The 17,077-nt window shown below is 56.2% G+C and carries 10 protein-coding genes; 1 reads left to right on the top strand and 9 read right to left on the bottom strand.

Annotated features, from left to right (window positions below; all coding sequences use genetic code 11):
- Positions 1 to 158: 158 nt before the first annotated feature.
- The 3 genes from AC1IN8_RS11110 to pncC all read right to left on the bottom strand — a co-directional run bounded on the left by AC1IN8_RS11110 (position 159) and on the right by pncC (position 2,333).
- On the bottom strand, positions 159 to 659 hold the full coding sequence (locus AC1IN8_RS11110; protein WP_479758930.1) for a regulatory protein RecX: 501 nt from the start codon (positions 657 to 659) through the stop codon (positions 159 to 161).
- Positions 660 to 699: 40 nt separating this feature from the next.
- Complete coding sequence (gene recA, locus AC1IN8_RS11105; protein WP_005324574.1) at positions 700 to 1,761, bottom strand: recombinase RecA; 1,062 nt, start codon at positions 1,759 to 1,761, stop codon at positions 700 to 702.
- 80 nt (positions 1,762 to 1,841) lie between these two features.
- Positions 1,842 to 2,333: a nicotinamide-nucleotide amidase gene (pncC, locus tag AC1IN8_RS11100; protein ID WP_479758929.1), complete on the bottom strand. Its 492-nt coding sequence runs from the start codon at positions 2,331 to 2,333 to the stop codon at positions 1,842 to 1,844.
- A gap of 241 nt (positions 2,334 to 2,574) precedes the next feature.
- Here pncC and AC1IN8_RS11095 point away from each other — a divergent pair, with 241 nt between their 5' ends.
- On the top strand, positions 2,575 to 2,982 hold the full coding sequence (locus AC1IN8_RS11095) for a Spy/CpxP family protein refolding chaperone (protein ID WP_236661740.1): 408 nt from the start codon (positions 2,575 to 2,577) through the stop codon (positions 2,980 to 2,982).
- 650 nt (positions 2,983 to 3,632) lie between these two features.
- On the opposite strand, the gene AC1IN8_RS11090 is transcribed toward AC1IN8_RS11095, so the two are convergent.
- From AC1IN8_RS11090 to AC1IN8_RS11065, 6 genes are all read right to left on the bottom strand, one after another.
- Positions 3,633 to 9,893: a DEAD/DEAH box helicase gene (locus tag AC1IN8_RS11090; RefSeq protein WP_479758878.1), complete on the bottom strand. Its 6,261-nt coding sequence runs from the start codon at positions 9,891 to 9,893 to the stop codon at positions 3,633 to 3,635.
- Positions 9,894 to 9,902: 9 nt separating this feature from the next.
- Complete coding sequence (locus AC1IN8_RS11085; RefSeq protein WP_479758877.1) at positions 9,903 to 13,202, bottom strand: STY4851/ECs_5259 family protein; 3,300 nt, start codon at positions 13,200 to 13,202, stop codon at positions 9,903 to 9,905.
- 489 nt (positions 13,203 to 13,691) lie between these two features.
- Positions 13,692 to 13,832 carry a hypothetical protein gene (locus AC1IN8_RS11080; RefSeq protein WP_164882072.1) on the bottom strand — a complete coding sequence of 47 codons (141 nt, stop codon included), beginning with the start codon at positions 13,830 to 13,832 and terminating at the stop codon, positions 13,692 to 13,694.
- Positions 13,833 to 13,908: 76 nt separating this feature from the next.
- Positions 13,909 to 14,589, bottom strand: coding sequence for a hypothetical protein (locus AC1IN8_RS11075; protein ID WP_479758876.1), 681 nt, complete (start codon positions 14,587 to 14,589; stop codon positions 13,909 to 13,911).
- 325 nt (positions 14,590 to 14,914) lie between these two features.
- Positions 14,915 to 15,457 carry a hypothetical protein gene (locus AC1IN8_RS11070; protein WP_113069569.1) on the bottom strand — a complete coding sequence of 181 codons (543 nt, stop codon included), beginning with the start codon at positions 15,455 to 15,457 and terminating at the stop codon, positions 14,915 to 14,917.
- Between the two features lie 250 nt (positions 15,458 to 15,707).
- On the bottom strand, positions 15,708 to 17,030 hold the full coding sequence (locus AC1IN8_RS11065; RefSeq protein ID WP_479758875.1) for an McrC family protein: 1,323 nt from the start codon (positions 17,028 to 17,030) through the stop codon (positions 15,708 to 15,710).
- Positions 17,031 to 17,077 lie beyond the last annotated feature (47 nt).

Here is a 17,077-nt window from a genome sequence, read left to right as displayed (position 1 = left end):
CGGCAGGACGCCGTACAGGAGCAGGCTGAAAGGGGAGTCGGCTGGGTGGCGGATCATGGTGCCGCGGCCATCAGAAACAGGATAAAACAGGGAAAAGGCCCTCTCTTATCAGCGCACGGTGCAGGAACACGCATGGCGCCATGACCAGCACCGGCTCTTTATTCCTCCCCCTGCTGCAAGGCAGAGATGGCGTAACGCGCCTGATCCTGGGTAAAGCCCCGCCCAAGCAGGTACTTGAGCCATTTCATCCGCAGCTTGAAATCGGCCAGATCGGCGACGCTGGCACGCCGTGCCAGCAGGGCGAGCGCCAGCTCGAACCAGTCCAGCTCCGGCTGGTCGAAGGCGGCATCTATCTGCATATCGTCCAGCCCCTTGCGGCGCAGATCGAAGCGGATCTTGATGGGACCATGGCCCTTGGCCGCACCGGCCCGCACCGCCATGCCGCCGTAACGATCGTCATTGACCCAGTTGTAACCGCGGCAATACTCGACAACCGCCTCGATCACCTCTTCATTGAAGCCCTGCAGCCGCAGCCGCTTGGCCAGCTCCGACTCGGCGCTCTCGCGGCGAGCCAGACTGCGCATGGCAAAGGCGCGGGCGGCGGCAAACAGTTCTTCAAAGGAGAGTTCAACGGGTTCGGGGGAGGATTCATCGACCATAAATGACAAGGCCGGGTATCAACCCGGCCTTCCTTTTTCCTTATTCGAACTCTTGTTCGCTTTCGTCTTCAAACTCTTCGGCGACCGCGGCCACCGGCTTCTCGACCGGTACGGCACCGGAGAGCAGCAGCTCACGCAGGCGGGCTTCCACCTCGGCAGCCATCACCTTGTTCTCGGCGAACAGCTTCATCACGTTGGCCTTGCCCTGACCGATCTTCTCGCCGTTGTAGCTGTACCAGGCACCGGCCTTGTCGATCAGCTTGTGCTTGACACCCAGATCCACCAGTTCGCCCTCTTTGGAGATGCCGGCACCGTAGAAGATCTGGAACTCGGCCTGCTTGAAGGGCGGGGCCACCTTGTTCTTGACTACCTTGACGCGGGTCTCGTTACCGACCACTTCGTCACCTTCCTTGATGGCGCCGATGCGACGGATATCCAGACGCACCGAGGCGTAGAACTTGAGCGCGTTACCACCCGTGGTGGTCTCCGGGCTGCCGAACATGACGCCGATCTTCATCCGGATCTGGTTGATGAAGATGCACAGGCAGTTGGCGTTCTTGATGTTGGCGGTCAGCTTGCGCAGGGCCTGGGACATCAGGCGGGCCTGCAGGCCGACGTGGGAATCACCCATCTCGCCTTCAATTTCCGCTTTCGGCGTCAGGGCTGCCACCGAGTCGACGATGATGACGTCAACGGCGTTGGAGCGCACCAGCATGTCGCAGATTTCCAGCGCCTGTTCACCGGTATCCGGCTGGGAGATCAGCAGGTCGTCGACGTTGACCCCCAGCTTGGCGGCATAGATGGGGTCGAGGGCGTGTTCCGCATCGACGAAGGCACAGGTCTTGCCTTTCTTCTGGGCTTCCGCGATCACCTGCAGGGTGAGGGTGGTTTTACCTGACGATTCCGGGCCGTAGATCTCGACGATACGACCGCACGGCAGACCGCCGATGCCCAGCGCCACGTCCAGGGAGAGGGAGCCGGTGGAGATGGCTTCGATGTCCATGGTCTTGCTGTCGCCCAGACGCATGATGGAGCCTTTGCCAAACTGCTTTTCGATCTGGCCCAGCGCAGCCGCCAGTGCCTTCTGTTTGTTCTGATCCATGCCAATCTCCGCTGGGAATCGTGATGTAGAAGTGAAGTTGGGCTAAGTATACTGTTTATGCATACAGTATCAAGCCCAATTTATCTGAGCAGGGCCAGCAGTCCGGACAAGGCCTGTCTGACCGCCTGCTGGCGCACCTGATGGCGGTCGCCATCGAAGCGGGCGAGCAGGGAGTGATGACGGCCCGTGCGATCCGCCCAGGCGAACCAGACGGTGCCGACCGGCTTGTCGTCACTGCCGCCACCGGGCCCGGCGATGCCGCTGATGGCGACGCAGATCCCAGCATCCGAACGGGCCAGGCACCCTCTGGCCATCTCCAGCACCACGGCCTCGCTGACGGCACCATGGCGCAGCAGGCTGTCGATGCTCACCCCCAGCATCTGCTGCTTGGCTTCGTTGGTGTAGGTGACAAAACCGCGGTCGAACCAGCCTGAGCTGCCCGCAATATCCGTGATGGCCGTGGCGACGCCGCCACCGGTGCAGGACTCCGCCGTGGCGGCGAGCCAGCCTCTTGCCTGCAATGCCTCGCCGAGCTCCCGGGATAAACGGTCGATCTCTGCCTCAAGCCCCATCTTCATGCCCTCTCTGGCCCCTTGCGGGGGAAACATGGGGGTCATTATGCAGTTGCCCCGAATCGCGAGCAACCGACCCGGGACCGGCTGCGTCAGCGACCGACCGGCATGGCCCTGCCGGCATTCCCGCACCACAGCGGCAAGTCGCCCGCGCTTAAGCTCCAGTACATGGGGGCTTCCTATAATCTGCAGGCACCGCCATGTATGCGGTTTCTATCTTTTTGGATACTGGAGAAAGCAGATGAAGCATCAATTTAAAGTCGCCATGACTGCCCTGGCGATCTGTTTTGCCACCAACACCTTCGCCGCCGAGAGCACCCCGGAGCTGCAGAGCGAGACCACCCTGGCGCAAGAGCTGAACCTCTCCACCGCACAGGTTGAGCAGATCAAGAGCCTGCGTGAGCAGGCGGCCAAGGAGCTCGGCGCGGTCAAGCTCGACGCCATCGGTCAGGATGTCATCATCAACATGATCAAGACCGGCAAGTGGGACGAAGCGGCCGCCAAGAAGCAGTTGCAGACCATCAGCAACGTGCAGGCCGAGGCTCGCTACTACCGTGCCCATTACCTGTTCGAAGTCAGCAAGGTGCTGACCCCGGAGCAGAAAACCAAGCTGCACGAGATGCTCAGTGGCAACGAAGCCATGTATTGAGAGACGGCTCCCGTTTCTGTGATGCCAATCCCCGCGCTACTGGCGGGGATCTTGCCCTTACTCCCCCACGCCTCGCACCCCATCCTCCCCTTAGCTTCTGATCCCGGTGACGGCCTGCCAGCGCCACCCGCCCCCTGAAACCTCAGGACACCTTCCCCAACGCGAGATAACCCCTCACCATCTCGGCCCGACCATGTAGAATGGCCACCAGATTCAGACCCATTACGGCAGACGCTTGCCCGCAAGAGCACCTTCTGGAATAGAACATGACAGCACAGCACCAAGCCACCAGCGCCAACCTGAGCGCCCACACCCCCATGATGCATGGGTGTCTTTTGATTGATATACAAACAATTTTTTCCCATAAAACCAAAGATCTACATTTAAACCTACACTTATAGTTTTTGCCCCTCCCCTCTCCCAAGATCCCCACCCCTTCCAAAAAACTCCTTCCCTTGAGACCGCAATCCCTCACCACTCATCAGTGGTCCTCAATCAAAGCCCTTCAACCAAGTGCAAAAAGAACGGGGGCTCATTGGCCCCCGCATTTACGTTACTCATCGTCCTCATCTGGACGCTCGTCACCCATTCTGTTTCTGCTGAATAAGCATAGTGCCCAAGCATTAACTGCCCTGGGCAGTCAACTTAGTTCAATCTATGATGCAACTGATGTAGGTAGGCCACTCCCCACTCTGCTGCATCTCCACATATGAATATTTCTCAAGCATCTGCATAGCCTGGTTGGGACCTGGGGCATTGAAGTCGAAGCTCATTTGATCCCTGTGTGGCACGCGGACACGCCAATACCCCATACCCTGATCTAACAAAATCTTACTAGTCTTACCCGATGCCCAGCTCACGGTAATAACGCGACAATGCAATAGATCGCGTGGGCGGTTCATGACGTTGACGCTAGGTAAAATATCGAACTGACTCTTGAACCATAGTTCGAGAATGGCTTGCTGATCATCTACCCGCATCCAGTCATGGTTAAATAAATAGCTTGGTTGGTTACCACTAGGCGCCAGGGTCTGTACTGCTAGCGATTGCAGCTGATCACTGCGGAAAAGTGCCAGAAAGCCACTCAGCAATATCAGCGACCAAGGTGACTTCAGGTAGCGATCCGAGTAATCGATGGACACGGCCTGATCGTTGGCGATCAAGGTCGTTAGCTCCGGCATTTGCTCATTCATCAGCGCGATAAGGCGTTTTTTCAGTGTTTTAACCGGGCCATCGAGCTGCGAAGTGACTTCGACAATGCGTGTTCCTTGTGAAGGTTGGTTCCAGTCGCGGTGGTTGATGTGGTTGCCTGCTATGGCTGGCATCAGTTTGCTAGTAACCCAGACCACATCAGCATGGCCTTGTAGCCAATCAGCACCCGGCACCCCGACACTGTTCCTGCTGCTGTATAGACTCCGAACACCAGCCTGAGAGACCAACTGGGCAATCAAATGGGGGACTTGCAACGTTCCGGTTTGCAGCTCAATTAACTCCACGCCTAAACGTGCAAGCAATGCCAAGGTTTCTTTTTGCTCGGAGCTCAACAGAGCAGGATCAGCAATACCGAGGCGAACCTTGAGTCGCTCGGTAATGGACCAAGACAGCACCTGTTCCCGGAAGCGAGGATGGTCGAGATCCCAATCAGCACAATCACCATGGAGGCAGAGCATAATCGATGCTGTCAGATCACGGCGATCCAGTGAATTAATGGCTGAGCTCAGTTCGCGCAGCGGGCCAACAGAGCAATAACGAGCGCCATGCAAACCAATAAATGTAGCGGGCAGTCCCAGATGCTCAACCAGTCGGGACTCGCTTAGCCACCGCAGCGCCAGCTTGCGGTCCAACTCCTCTCGCTCAACACGGCTGTCCTGACTGGCCAGGCAATGTGAGCAGACATTCTCACAATTGGCCGTACAGTGCAGACGATCCTGAGCCTTACTCAATAGCAGCGCGATATCCCTCAAGCCAGCTAACACGAAGCCGGCTCCTCCGCTGACCTCATCGAATAACTGGATGACGGCGCGGCTTTGCCGAGTTTCACGGTCGCGGTCCAGACGATAGCTGAAGCCCATCTCGCTGCTGGCAATACCAAGCTGGTCGGCGATCTCGTCACGCATAGCCACGCTGAGAGTTGTAGCAATCAGACGTCCTTCGGGAGTGTCGGGCAGCCATTCGCCAGTGAGCGGGCTCCTGAGGATGATCTCCAGCACATCGGTGCGAATCTGATAGCCCAGATGCAAATTGGCTTTGACCGCCTCGCCTGAGCAATCGCGCTCCTTGCGGCTGCCTGCCAGCCCGCCGACCGGACGGTGGTTCTTGTCGGCTTGTAACTCCTTGGGTATTTCACCCGAGGCGAGCATCGATTCCGCACGCCCACAGCTCATGCAGACGGCATAACCGTTTTCATTTTCTCCGGACGAATGATGGAAGACACTGCCGTCGTGGCCAAAACGCACGAAGCCGCAACGCTGATCGGGTAGAGCGATGCTTTCGCCATTAAGCTGGATGCGTGGTCGCTCAACACGGATGAACTTCTGTGACGTGACGTCGTTAGTAGTTTCTTCGTAAAAGTCGGTCACAAAGCCACCTGGACGCAGCACCATGCGACGCTCGCTGGGTGGAATGGGGGTCGTGCAATGAGAACAACGCAGCCCCTCGTTATTTGCATAGGCGTTTTCACTCACCCCAGTGTTGCCACATTCCGGGCAGCGCCAGGCGGTATCGAATTTCTGGGCTTCGTTAACTTGGCCATCTGCGTGCCACTGCAGACTGACACCGGCAGAACGATAGACTCGTCCATCAATAACTACCTGAGCGCCCGGCGCATATTCGCGAATGGCGATATTCAGGCTGCGCGATGGCATTTCCTTGTTGTCGAAAATGCTGTCCTCGCGACTGGTATCGCCTTTTCGCTGCTTATGCAGAAAGTCTTCTACGTTGTAGGTCTTGAGGCTCACCACATCGGTAGGGAAGCCATAACCCGGCAGGAATGCAGATGATGCCAGATAGCGGAGCAAGTACTCATTTTCATGGCGCAGCTTCTCCAGGGCCAGGGCCTTCTTATATGGCCCATCGCTGGCAGCTTGCAACTTGTGGTTTATATTGCGGTACTCACCCAGCCAACGATTCTCAAGGTCGCGCAAAGCCAGCCGGGTTTCGCCGGTGATTGAGCTGCACGCGCGACCTTCCAGACAAGTCCCCCTCACTAGCTGCTGCACAGCACTGTAATATTCTGCAGGACTGGCCATGAGCCAGGCCATGAGCTGCTGACAGGGAGAGTCCTCAGAAGTGAAAAACCAGTGTAGAGTCAGCTTGGTACGATCGCCGTTATTGCTGCTGTGCATGCGCAGGAATAGTGCCAGCAATAGTGAATTGACATGCCGCTGTACAATCCTGGCGGAGCTGAGGGTAATGCTTGGTGCCGGAATGGCCGTCACAAACGGCCATTTTGGGTTAGTGAAAGCACGCTGGTTATGCGGATCGGCCTTGCACAGCGTATAGGCGATTGCCTGAGCCTCGCTGCGTCGTCCGGCCCGGCCAGCGCGCTGCAGATAGTTGGCCGGATGTGGTGGCAGGTTGTTCATCACAACGGCGGAGATGCCGCCGATATCCACGCCCATTTCCATGGTGGTAGAACAATTCAGCACGTTGATATCGCCGCGCTTGAACTCCTCGACATAGCCATCCAGACGTTCTGCCGATTGCTGGGCCGAGTGCTCTGCAGTTCGATAGTAGAAACCACCTTCGGTGGAGCGGTCGCTGATATCCGTCCACAGGCTTTCCTGGCGCAACTGGGTAATGACGGCATCATTAGCGACCAGCCGACGAATCTGCATCTGCTTGGGTACTGGCGAGCCGTCCGGCGTCAGGGCGCTCAGGGTTGGAAGCCGGACCTTCTGGCAGCGGTAATCCTGACTCAGCAGCTTGTGTGGCAGATAGGGGGTCAGTCCGCGGAATGTGGTGTCGAAGATACGCCGGGTCAAGGGGCAAACCCAACCCTCGGTAGGCAGCGAAAAGGTGAGGGTTTCCAGGCGCAAACGGTGGCCGGTATCGGAGGATTCCAGAATGCCGGCTTTCACTAGCGCCTCCCATGCTGCCTCAAGCCAGCTGTTGATCTTGTCGGCATCTGCATTAATGGCACGGTTCAGGCCAGTTGCTAGCTCAAGCTGCTTGATCAACCGGTGGGGCATGCCCGGCTTGATCTGCGGCCACTTTCTGATGGTGCTACTTTCCTGCACGTCGCTCTTGGGCGAGTAAAGCGCCTTGGGACTGAAGCGGCTTCCCATCCAGCGGCGCATCTTGTTTTCCATCGGGATGAAGGTGTTCTCCCGGACGTAGAAGTCGAGTGCCACCTTGAGGAAGTCGCGCCAGTCATCCAGCGTCAGAGCGCTTCTGGGATCATTCGCAGCGCCCAGTGCGGGAATGGCGCGGGTATCGACCCACAGCGGTGGAGTTGTCGTCACCTTCTCCAGCCCCTGGTAGCCGACCTTGATCAGTCCCAGCGTTTCCGTGCTGTTCTGGTTCTTGGGTCGCCGAGAGAACTCGCGGGCCAGCAGCAGGCGCGCCATGGTCAGACCGCCTTCACTGCCATTGAACAGTGCCGGATTGGCATAGCGGTTGTAGCGCAGGATAAACTTGTCGATATCCCTGGCTGGCGCGATGGTGTCGGCCATCTGTGGCCAAGGAATGATTTCGGCCTGATTTGCAGGTGCTGCGCCGCTCTGCAAAAGTTCAGCTTGCTTGCGCAGTTCTGCCGCCATGACAGCCAAGCCTTGTTTTTCTAGTTTTTCAGCCAGAGTGAGCAGTTCGGCTGGACTGCCGTTGGGAGTGTCGCTGGGAGCGGCATCGGCCTTAGCTTGCGCATTTCTGAGTGTTTCGAACACCAGCCCACGTAGCCGCGAGCGTTCAGCTTCCTGCTGCATCCTCACCGCCATGCGCGCGGTACCCTGGCGGCTATCGGTGAAGGTGATCAGCTTGCGCCCACGTCCCGGCAGCTCCTCGGGGGAACGGCCATCACAATCTTCTTTGTCGGGATCTGGGCAGAACTCCAAAATGGTCGGTACAGCGTTGGCAATATAGAACGGCGCTCCTAAGTACGCTTTTCTAAGGAAGTCGTTGGTGCGATGCGATGAATATTCGCAGTGGCTGCAGCAGCATCTGCTTTCCTCTGCGAGAACAATACCGATGTTGCGAGTTGCGTTCAGCGCTCCCAGTTTCTGGCTTTCCAGATCGAGGTTAATGGAGAAGTATGGGTCATGTGCAGTCGACAATCCGGCGATGATGAAGCGAGTGCTCGTGCTGAAGGTATTATCCGCCGGGGCTTCGGCTGGCGTGTCTTCGCCATCGTCTTCATGATTGAGGGCGAACTCATCGCCGGCGTAAGGGCTGGGTTGGTGCAGTTCACCATTGCGATCCTCGGCCAGCAGGTGCGGCGCTTTGCAGTCGTCGCAGAAGGCCAGTTCGTACACCGGGGCATGACATGCGCAGCGTGCGCGCTGGGTGACATAGACATTGCCGAACGGCCAGTTCTGCAGGTAACTGGATTTGGCACTGCACTGTGGAGCGACACAGGCCCAGAGGCCATGCAGCATGCGCTGGAAGAGGTGGACTCGCAGCTTGAGGAACGGCGGCTGGCCTTGGTCCTGGCGTGTGCCGGTCATGGTGTCGAGCCAGTCAAGCACCTCCTGCTGCTGTTCAACGGAACGGCTCGCCTGCAGCTGATCGGTGACAACGGCAATCAGGTCATTTAGGTCAAGTGGTTTATCGGCACTGACCACGGCATGACGCAGGCTCCTGGCGATAGTGCTGCCACACAAAGCCTTATAACGTGCAGGGGATACCTCTGCTTCTGGCTCGATAGCGCGGATAGCTTGCAGGGTGAGATTGTGGCTTAGCGGCTCAAAGGCAAGATCGGGCCAGACTCGTGAGCCACCGATCACTTCGACATGGTCGAGTGGGATACCTGCTAAATCAGCCAAATAGCGTTTCAGTCGATCCTTCGCATCAGCTCCAGCGATGGTGGCCGAAGTGGCGATGAAACGAATTTGCTCGGGCTGACCACCGAAGGCCTGAACCACCCGACGTAGCAACAAAGAGAGTTCAGCCGCCTGAGATCCCACATAGGTGTGTGCTTCATCGAGAACGATCCAACGCAACGATTTCTGCTGCTTGGAAGTTTCCAGGATCGGACTATCGACCTGACGAACCAGCATGTATTCCAGCATGGTCGCGTTAGTCATCAGGATTGGTGCCGGCTCCTTGCGTAACAGTTCACGTGACAGAATCTGGTTTGGTTTCTGTTGCTGTTCCTTGCGGACCTTGTCGGCACGTTCTGCGGTCTTGCCGTTGTACAGGCAGAAACGAATGTTGCTGCCGTAGGTTTGAGTCCAAGCGTCGAGCCGCTCCTGCTGGGAGTTGATCAGGGCATTGAGCGGATAGAGAAACAGGGCCCGAACACCGACCAGCGCCGCTTTGCTGTGTTCATGCTCGCGGACCAGATCCTCAAGGATCGGTACCATGAAGCATTCGGTTTTGCCCGAGCCAGTGCCGGTGGTAATGACTGCCGAGCGCGGCGGCTCATTTAGCAGGGTGCGCCAGGCATGCAACTGATGAACATAGGGGCGTGCCGTTTTTGGGAATCGGTAGGCTGGCGCATTGGCAAGCGTGTCAAGCAAACTTGGAGACAGCAACCCTTCTGGTTGCAGATCCCGCAAGCGCAGCTCGGCTTCCTGCCAGCCAAAGGTATGCTCGAATACCGGCGGGGCAAGGAAGCAGCCCTCGTCCCCTAATGTGTTCACCATGCTTTCGCTTAGGTGACGACGCAAGCCTGAGTGATTTATGCCCAAGACACCGAGCGTTGCCTCACGGGTACGCTCAAGGCTTTGCTCAATCAGGCTCCTGAAAAAGCGCATTACAACTCCTTATGCCTCATTCTCTGAGGCCAGCAGATAGGACACAATCAGGGCGTGCGCCGGTATGAACCAGCCCTGACGGTCAAAATCGGAAACCAAACGAATAGCAAATTTCAGATAGGCCGGTGTCGCTGGCAGGTCAGTGATATTGGCTCTGCCTGCGGTGACGAAGGCCATAAAGATCGGCAGGTAGGTCACGGCATCGGTGAACTGCACCAGCGAAAGCTTCTTTAATTGAGGTGGCAGCTGTTGTTGCTCGATCCAGCGTGAAAGCTCACTACCGAGAAGAATTGGCCAGCTCCGATTGGATTCGTGCAAGTGGCGCAGCCCTTGGTACCAACCGGGCAAAATCTGCTCCACAGGTAGTTTCCTCAATGAACAGCGATTGCCTGTGCTCAGATAGTCCCCTAGATGGTCGAACCCGGAAACAATGCAACGCAGTACGCTGGCTCGATTCGAAACGAGATTGTTGACCAGAGCCTCAGGCAGCCCGGTCAGACGCATACTTTCGAGGAATAGCCGGTAGGCCTGCACCCATAACGGAAGCGGAACCGCTTCCCAGATGACAGCCAGTTCGTCGCGTATGCGTGCGCAGAACGATTCGTCCATCTCCAGCCGGAATACCGCGAAGCTCAACGCTGCCTGATGGCGCGACAGGGCCTTCCAGGTTTCGAACGACGATAGTGGCAGGTGACGGTAGTGCTGCTTCAGGTCGGCAAGATATTGCCAGCCACTGTGGTTGAAGTCGGTTGCCATGGCTGCAATCTGCTGCTCGATGACATCCGGATGGTGCAAGGGGTGGAAAAGCTCAGCGGCGCGATGCAGTGAGCACACCTCAAACTCGGAGTCGAGGCTATTGCCCGGGTTGATATACAGGCCCGGACGAAAGCGCACGCTTGATTGTTCGCCCGGATAGATAAGCCATGGGCCGTTAGATTGCATTTTTTCTGGAATCTCGAAACTACCCGTTCCTACTGTTTCGCTGGTTTTCTCAGCCAGTCGTAACGGCGTGCGCTTTGGGTCTGACAGGAGCATCGCCTCAGCCTGAGCACCATCGAGTATTGCTGCGTTGGACGTGTTGCGGATATAGAAGGCATGCTTCCCTTCCCACTGGATCTGCCCGCCATAGCGCCGGATATCGAGTTTAAGCAGTGGTTGTTCGGTTTCCAGGGAAAGTCTGATAAAGGCATCTTGTTCGTCAACTGCACCGAGCATGTTCTGCATGTCACTCAGGTAACTGAACAGACTGAGCATGACGGGCGTCGCACCTACCGGGATGGTGAAGGTGCGTTTGGGGTGTGGAGACTTCTCACAGCGCAGCTCCATACCCATATGGAAGGTCTGACCCTGTGGAAGCCCAGAGGTTAGCACGATGCGGTAACCTATCAGTTCATCCTGGTTCAGCTCACGAATGCGTGATGGATGACCATTCTGGTCCAGAAGGCGAGCGCCCTGGTAGGGGTAGGGGAGATGCAGCCGTATTGGAGGCATGCCCCGGCTGATCTCTAGCATGAAGGATGAAGGGGGATGCTCGCCCTGGTGGCGGATGAACAATGCATGTTCTGATTGCTCTACGGCCAAAGAATCGCTGACCACGCGCAGATCAAGCAGACGTGCGCCTTTGAGCAAGAGACGTGCGGGGAGTTGTCCCTGCGCGGGCAACAGGGAAAGGTTGAACTCCTTGGGCAGGACCCCGAATCGGCGCTGCAGCAGTGTCTTTCCCGAATGATTGCGTAGGGTATAGGAGACAAGGCCATAGTTGTTGTTGCGCTGTCGGTCCAGCAACTCGCCATTAACGAACTCCAGCAGTTCATTCCTTGAGTAGGGGTAGCCTTGGGGAAGTTCAAGGTTTGGCCAACCCAGAAAGGTGAGCGAGGGAGTGCTTTCGTGGAGTGCAAAAATCCCTGACAGGATGGGTTTGCGGTCGTCGCTGTGAGCCTGATTCAGCTCGATCTGGTAGCGGTCAATGCCGTTGGAAAGAGATAGATCCGAAACTGCCTCAAGCCAATGACCCTCTTCAGCATCCTGTACCAGCGTTTCTGGTGAGGTGCCAACAGAGGTGATGATAAAGCCCTGAGGAATGCGAAGCCGAGCGAGCCCGGACACCACCGAACAACTGGATGTCCCAACCAGCTGCCAGCGCTCGCTCCGATATTCGAACACCAGAGGGGTTACCCGGTAGTCAAGTGCACTGCCATCGAAAAAATGGCAATGCACCGTACGCCCATTATCCAGCAAACGCAGGCTCAGTGGTTCGTCGACGCAACGTCGCTCAAGTGTGACTTGCGTGTTGGGAAAGCGAATCTTGATCCCTTCTGCGGTGAGCTGACCATAAACGGCGGTCCCCCGGGCTAGCAATCGATCGCCTTCGTAGTACGCCAGTTCCAGACGGGTGCTACCCAGCGTTGCCGGATCTATCGGAAAGGTTTCTTCATGGGCCAGCAGCAGCTCGCTGCGTATCGACCATTGTGGCAGCTTGCCATGCAGAAAGTGCTCGCAGGTGAACGCACGGGCCTTCTCGAGTGCCTCCTTGCGCTCCTGGCGTTTCTGGTCGGCATCACGTAACCAGTCATTGAGCAGGGTGCGAGCATTGCTTTCATCCAGCGGGATCGGGAATGCGTCCGGCCAGTCTGGCGCCTGCATATCGAGATAGCTGGCGGGGTCCTGCTGATCCTTGAGGGGATAGTGCTCGACCAGATACATGAGCTGGTCGACGATACCTGCCAGCAGCCGACGCGTCTCCAGATTGCGAAAAGCGGTAGGGAGATCTTCCTCAAAGTCGGCCATCAGGTCAGCTGTGGTCCTTCGGTTACCCTCGGTCCGATAGAAGTGCTTGATGCCTCGGCGCACAGCTCGTCCAAAGCCATGAGATTCGCTTTGTACCAACGGCCAGGGCAGCCCGCCCTCAGCAAACAGAGAGCCCAGCCAGTCACGGCCATTTTCTCGGAAGCGTATCGGTCTCTTCCAGTACGCCAATCCACTACTCGCAAGGCTAGCATGCTGTTGCGCAGTCAAAGATGATCCAAGTAGCGCCTCTGGCCCGGACCATGACCAGATGCAGTTGTAATCGCGCCGATACTGTTCACTGACAAAAAGACAAAAGCAGGCGGCCAGATGCTCTGAACAGTTTTGAGGTAAGCCTCTCCTGAAGTAGCTATTCAACAACTCAATTAGCGACCGATACTCTGACTCTGTAACCTGGTAGCTGTAGAGCGGCTTCCCGTTAGGGCCTTTGAACATTGCACGATTTAACAGCAGCTCACTCAGCCAAGCCTTAGCTACTGTGGTAACAGGTACGGTAAGTTCCATAAAAATCCCTTTTTATTTTTCACTTGGCTTGATGCGGAGTGAATCATCACCATTAATCTAAAAACTGGCTAACGGATCTCGATTGGGGCTCTAAAACTCTACCGGGACCACTGGCTCATTGGAACCATGTTTGTTCTTGTTTTTGTAATAAATCGCTTCATGCAATCAAAGACATCACCCTTGGCTTGATCTGGTTAGGTTGCAACTATCCTGACACCCACCCCCGATTCAAAAATAGTTCAAGGAGCAACAGCAAAGAACATGAGTAAAAAGAACAGGGGGCTCATTGCCCCCCGTATTTAGGTCACTCGTCGTCCTCATCATCAGGACGTTCGTCGTACCCCCGGCTCTGCCAGTAAGCATCATGCTCAGGGTTTAACTGACGTGAATGGTTATCGTCGTCATCTTTTTTGGACATCACAGGCTCCATGCCGTTATGGTCAACCAAGCCATGGCAATGCGCTTCCGCATGCCAAGGCAGAAATGCTGTTACTTACGATTCGGGTTCATTTCCTTGCCACGATTCCCCTGATTCTGGTCGTACTGACGATTGGTCCCAGGTGAGCCAGCATTTTTATTCTGCATGTTGGCGGCATTATCTGCGGGTTTGATGGGGGATAGCTTTGACATAGAAGACTCCTTGAACGTTGATGGCCGTCAGTGCAACGTTGTACTGACAAGACTCATCATCAATCAGTGCAATGCACTAAAAAGCCCTCCCAAATAAAAAATCGACAGTTTCGGAGAATTCTTTTGCGACTCCATATTCCGCCTCGATATGCAGAGCAAGTTTAACCAGTTCACTTGGTTCTTTTTCAGCAGCCAAGATGATGTGAAGTGCATGCCGTGCTGCAACATCCAACTCGCCATCTAAGTAGCTACGTAGCATGAGGTCTGACCGAGAAAGGCTGGCACTACGAGCAACGTTACAGCTCAATAGCTCCACATTCCCCTCCAATAAGGTCTGTGGTAACACCTCAAATGGGTTATCCAATTTGTTTTTTCGGAGGTCTATATCAGGTGTCGCAAGCACATTGACGAAGGTTGCTGCATTCACGTTCAAATGGACAAGCTCCAACAACGATTGTCGATTCATCACGATTAGGTCAGCAAATGTTGCTGCTTTTCTCCGTGCTTCTGCATTAACAAAGATCGATTTAACCATGGCTGGATCAGGGAAAATCGCTAGCAACAACGTTGCATTAAACAAAGTTGTTAGCTCGCACTCTGGTAGATTTCTGCGGTTTCGATGGGATATACGCTCGGCATCAACATGAATCAATCCATTGCGAACCAAGCTGTTCAACTGATCTTTAAGCTTGGGGAAGTCTCCCAACTTTATTCCAAACAAGTCTTTGACAGCACCTGCCAAGGTGTATGGGCTCATGATTGACAAGCACCTCGTAACAGTGACTCCGTGGATGGAGGCAAGCTCTTCTCATCTTTGTAACCTGCAACGTATCGCGCCCGCTTTAACCAATCCCCCTCGCAATCATGACTCCGGTCATATTCATCGATCACGCCCTTGCAATAGCCAGCCCTTAATGCTTCAGACAGTGACGTCATCAAGGCGGCTTTGAACGTGTACTGCTGATTGTTCTCATAGAGCTGAATAGCTTCGAAGCAACCTTCAATCAAAGCTGTTCGATTAGTCTCAGCCATCACCAACTTGGGTAACACCAGAATGAGTAATATTAGAACATAACGTAGCATCATCGTGGTTGCTCAACAGTGGAGGTAGAACGAAAGTGTTGAAAGCGAGGAGCTGCCAGATAGAGTGCCATCAGAAACAACAAACAGTCTAAGTGTTCATAGACTGCATCGTCGTGATACTCCCTTACATCGCCTACAAGCAACGTTGCATCAGCAACAAATATGATGCCTACAGTTGCAAGTTCGATCACGAATACCCACCCCCAATATTGCAATGGTCGCAACAGCCTTTGCCAATAGGGCGTTAAGCAATACTGGCAGTACCGCCAATAGCGCCAAAGCAGAAAAATCAGTAGCAGCAACGTTCCCTTTTCAACCATGTCCATATCAGCCACTCCCTCTCCATATTCGAAGATGGCCGCAAAGACCGTCCAAACATAGCCACCTCCAAGGCTCAACAACAGAAGCTGCCCAAACCAATGGCACAACCGCTGACACAAGCCCATGAGCTGGTTATCACAACGTTGTAGCAACGAAGGCAAACCGGCTGGTAACGCATCGCTATGTGGTGTCTGGGCCGATTCTGCGTGCAGAGTATTCATATGAAAGGGTCTTCCTTGAACTGCATAACATTTCCAAATGGGCCGTTTTTTGCTAAAAAACCGTTCGAGCAACTTGTGCGTCTTCACCACTGATGATCAGCTTATCAAAGCCCTGCCACATCAATGAGTGCGAAGGCTGGCCACCGCCTATAGCCATTCTTTTTCTTCAGACCCACGCCTCACACAGCGCCTCGGCTTGGGCCAGCACCAGTTGGGTGGCCTCCTCCTGGCTGTCGGGTGGCTCGTTCTGTCACGCGTGTGACGCTAGGCTGGCCATCGACTTCGTGCGCAGTGGCAGCGCCAATCCTGAAACGCCATCCCCCGCAGGCCACTCGGGCAACAACAGTCGATACGCGGCCTGCGCGCCCAGCTCGAACGGCAGTACCCACAGCCTGAGCCGGTTATCGTTATCAAAGCAAAACGGGGCGATCGGGGCCTTGAAACGCTGCCATGCCGGGTAGATCAATACCAGATCCCCCTGCCCGCCCAAGTACTTGTGGCCATAAGCAAACAGCTGGTAGAGGTCGCCCTGGCTGAGGCCATATTTGTCATCCCGGTCACCGCTATCGAGCCGCTTCCACTTGGCATCGAGCACCCACCGCTGCTTGCCATGGCTCAGCAGCAGGTCGGGCTGAAGCTGAAACATCGGCCTGCCCTGATGGGCACATAGGTACTCACTGGATGCCTGCCTACTTAGCTCGGCCCCCGGCAGCAACTGTCGACGTAGGCACGCCTCCACATACCGTTCGAACAGCCGCTCCATGGGGAACAGCAGGCTGATGCCGCGCCACTCCCCTCGCAGAGCCAGCGGCATGATGCGATGGAGGATCAACTCGCACCAGGGGCGCACATCCCGGTAGTGCGCCATCAGACGGTCATCGCGCCACTGTCTAAAGTCTCCCGTCACGTCGCGGCTCGCGGGCACCTCCACCAGAAGATGCCGCAGCTCCTGGGCCAGGCGCCAGCTATCAGACTGCTGGGTCGCCTGTGCGACCTGCTCCAGCGCTAGCTTGAGCAGGCGGTTCTCGGCACGATCGGGCAGATAGAGGTCGTAGCGCAGCGCGAAGTGATGTGCCCTGCCCGGCGGCTGGCGCATCTGACGCGCCACATCGAGTTGGCCGCGCAAGAAGCACTCTTCCCCCTCGATACGCTGGTAGTCGGAGCGGACCCCGCGCTTGAATAGCTGCTGCAACGCCGCCAGGAAACGGGCTATCACCCACTCGCTGAGCGGGCCATCGAAGCGCTGTAGAGCCGCCTCTGGCATGGTGCGGGCAGGCAGGTCCAGTGCGCACTCCAGCATCTGGCGCAGTAGCTGACGCCCCTGCTCGATGCAGTCCCCATCGCTCACCGTCTTGGGCAGGATCTCGATGAGTTGACCACTCGGGAGCTCGATGACCCCCACATAGTTATCAAGCCGCAGGCACCGTAGGTCGAGCACCTCAACAAGCGGCGCCTCCTTGGACGGCGCACCATCCTCACCCTCTGCCGCCAACACCCCGTGAGTGACCCGAAAACGGCGGCTCTGTTGGCACAGCCAATCAAAGTCATCGGCACTGATATGGGCGCGCGCCAAGGTTGGGCTCGGCACCGGCAGGGTGGTCAGACTGGCATATTCCCGAA

The organism is Aeromonas sp. 130281 (assembly GCF_056642115.1).
Note: the sequence above shows the minus strand (reverse complement) of the source record. Positions and strands in the feature narration are given on the sequence as shown.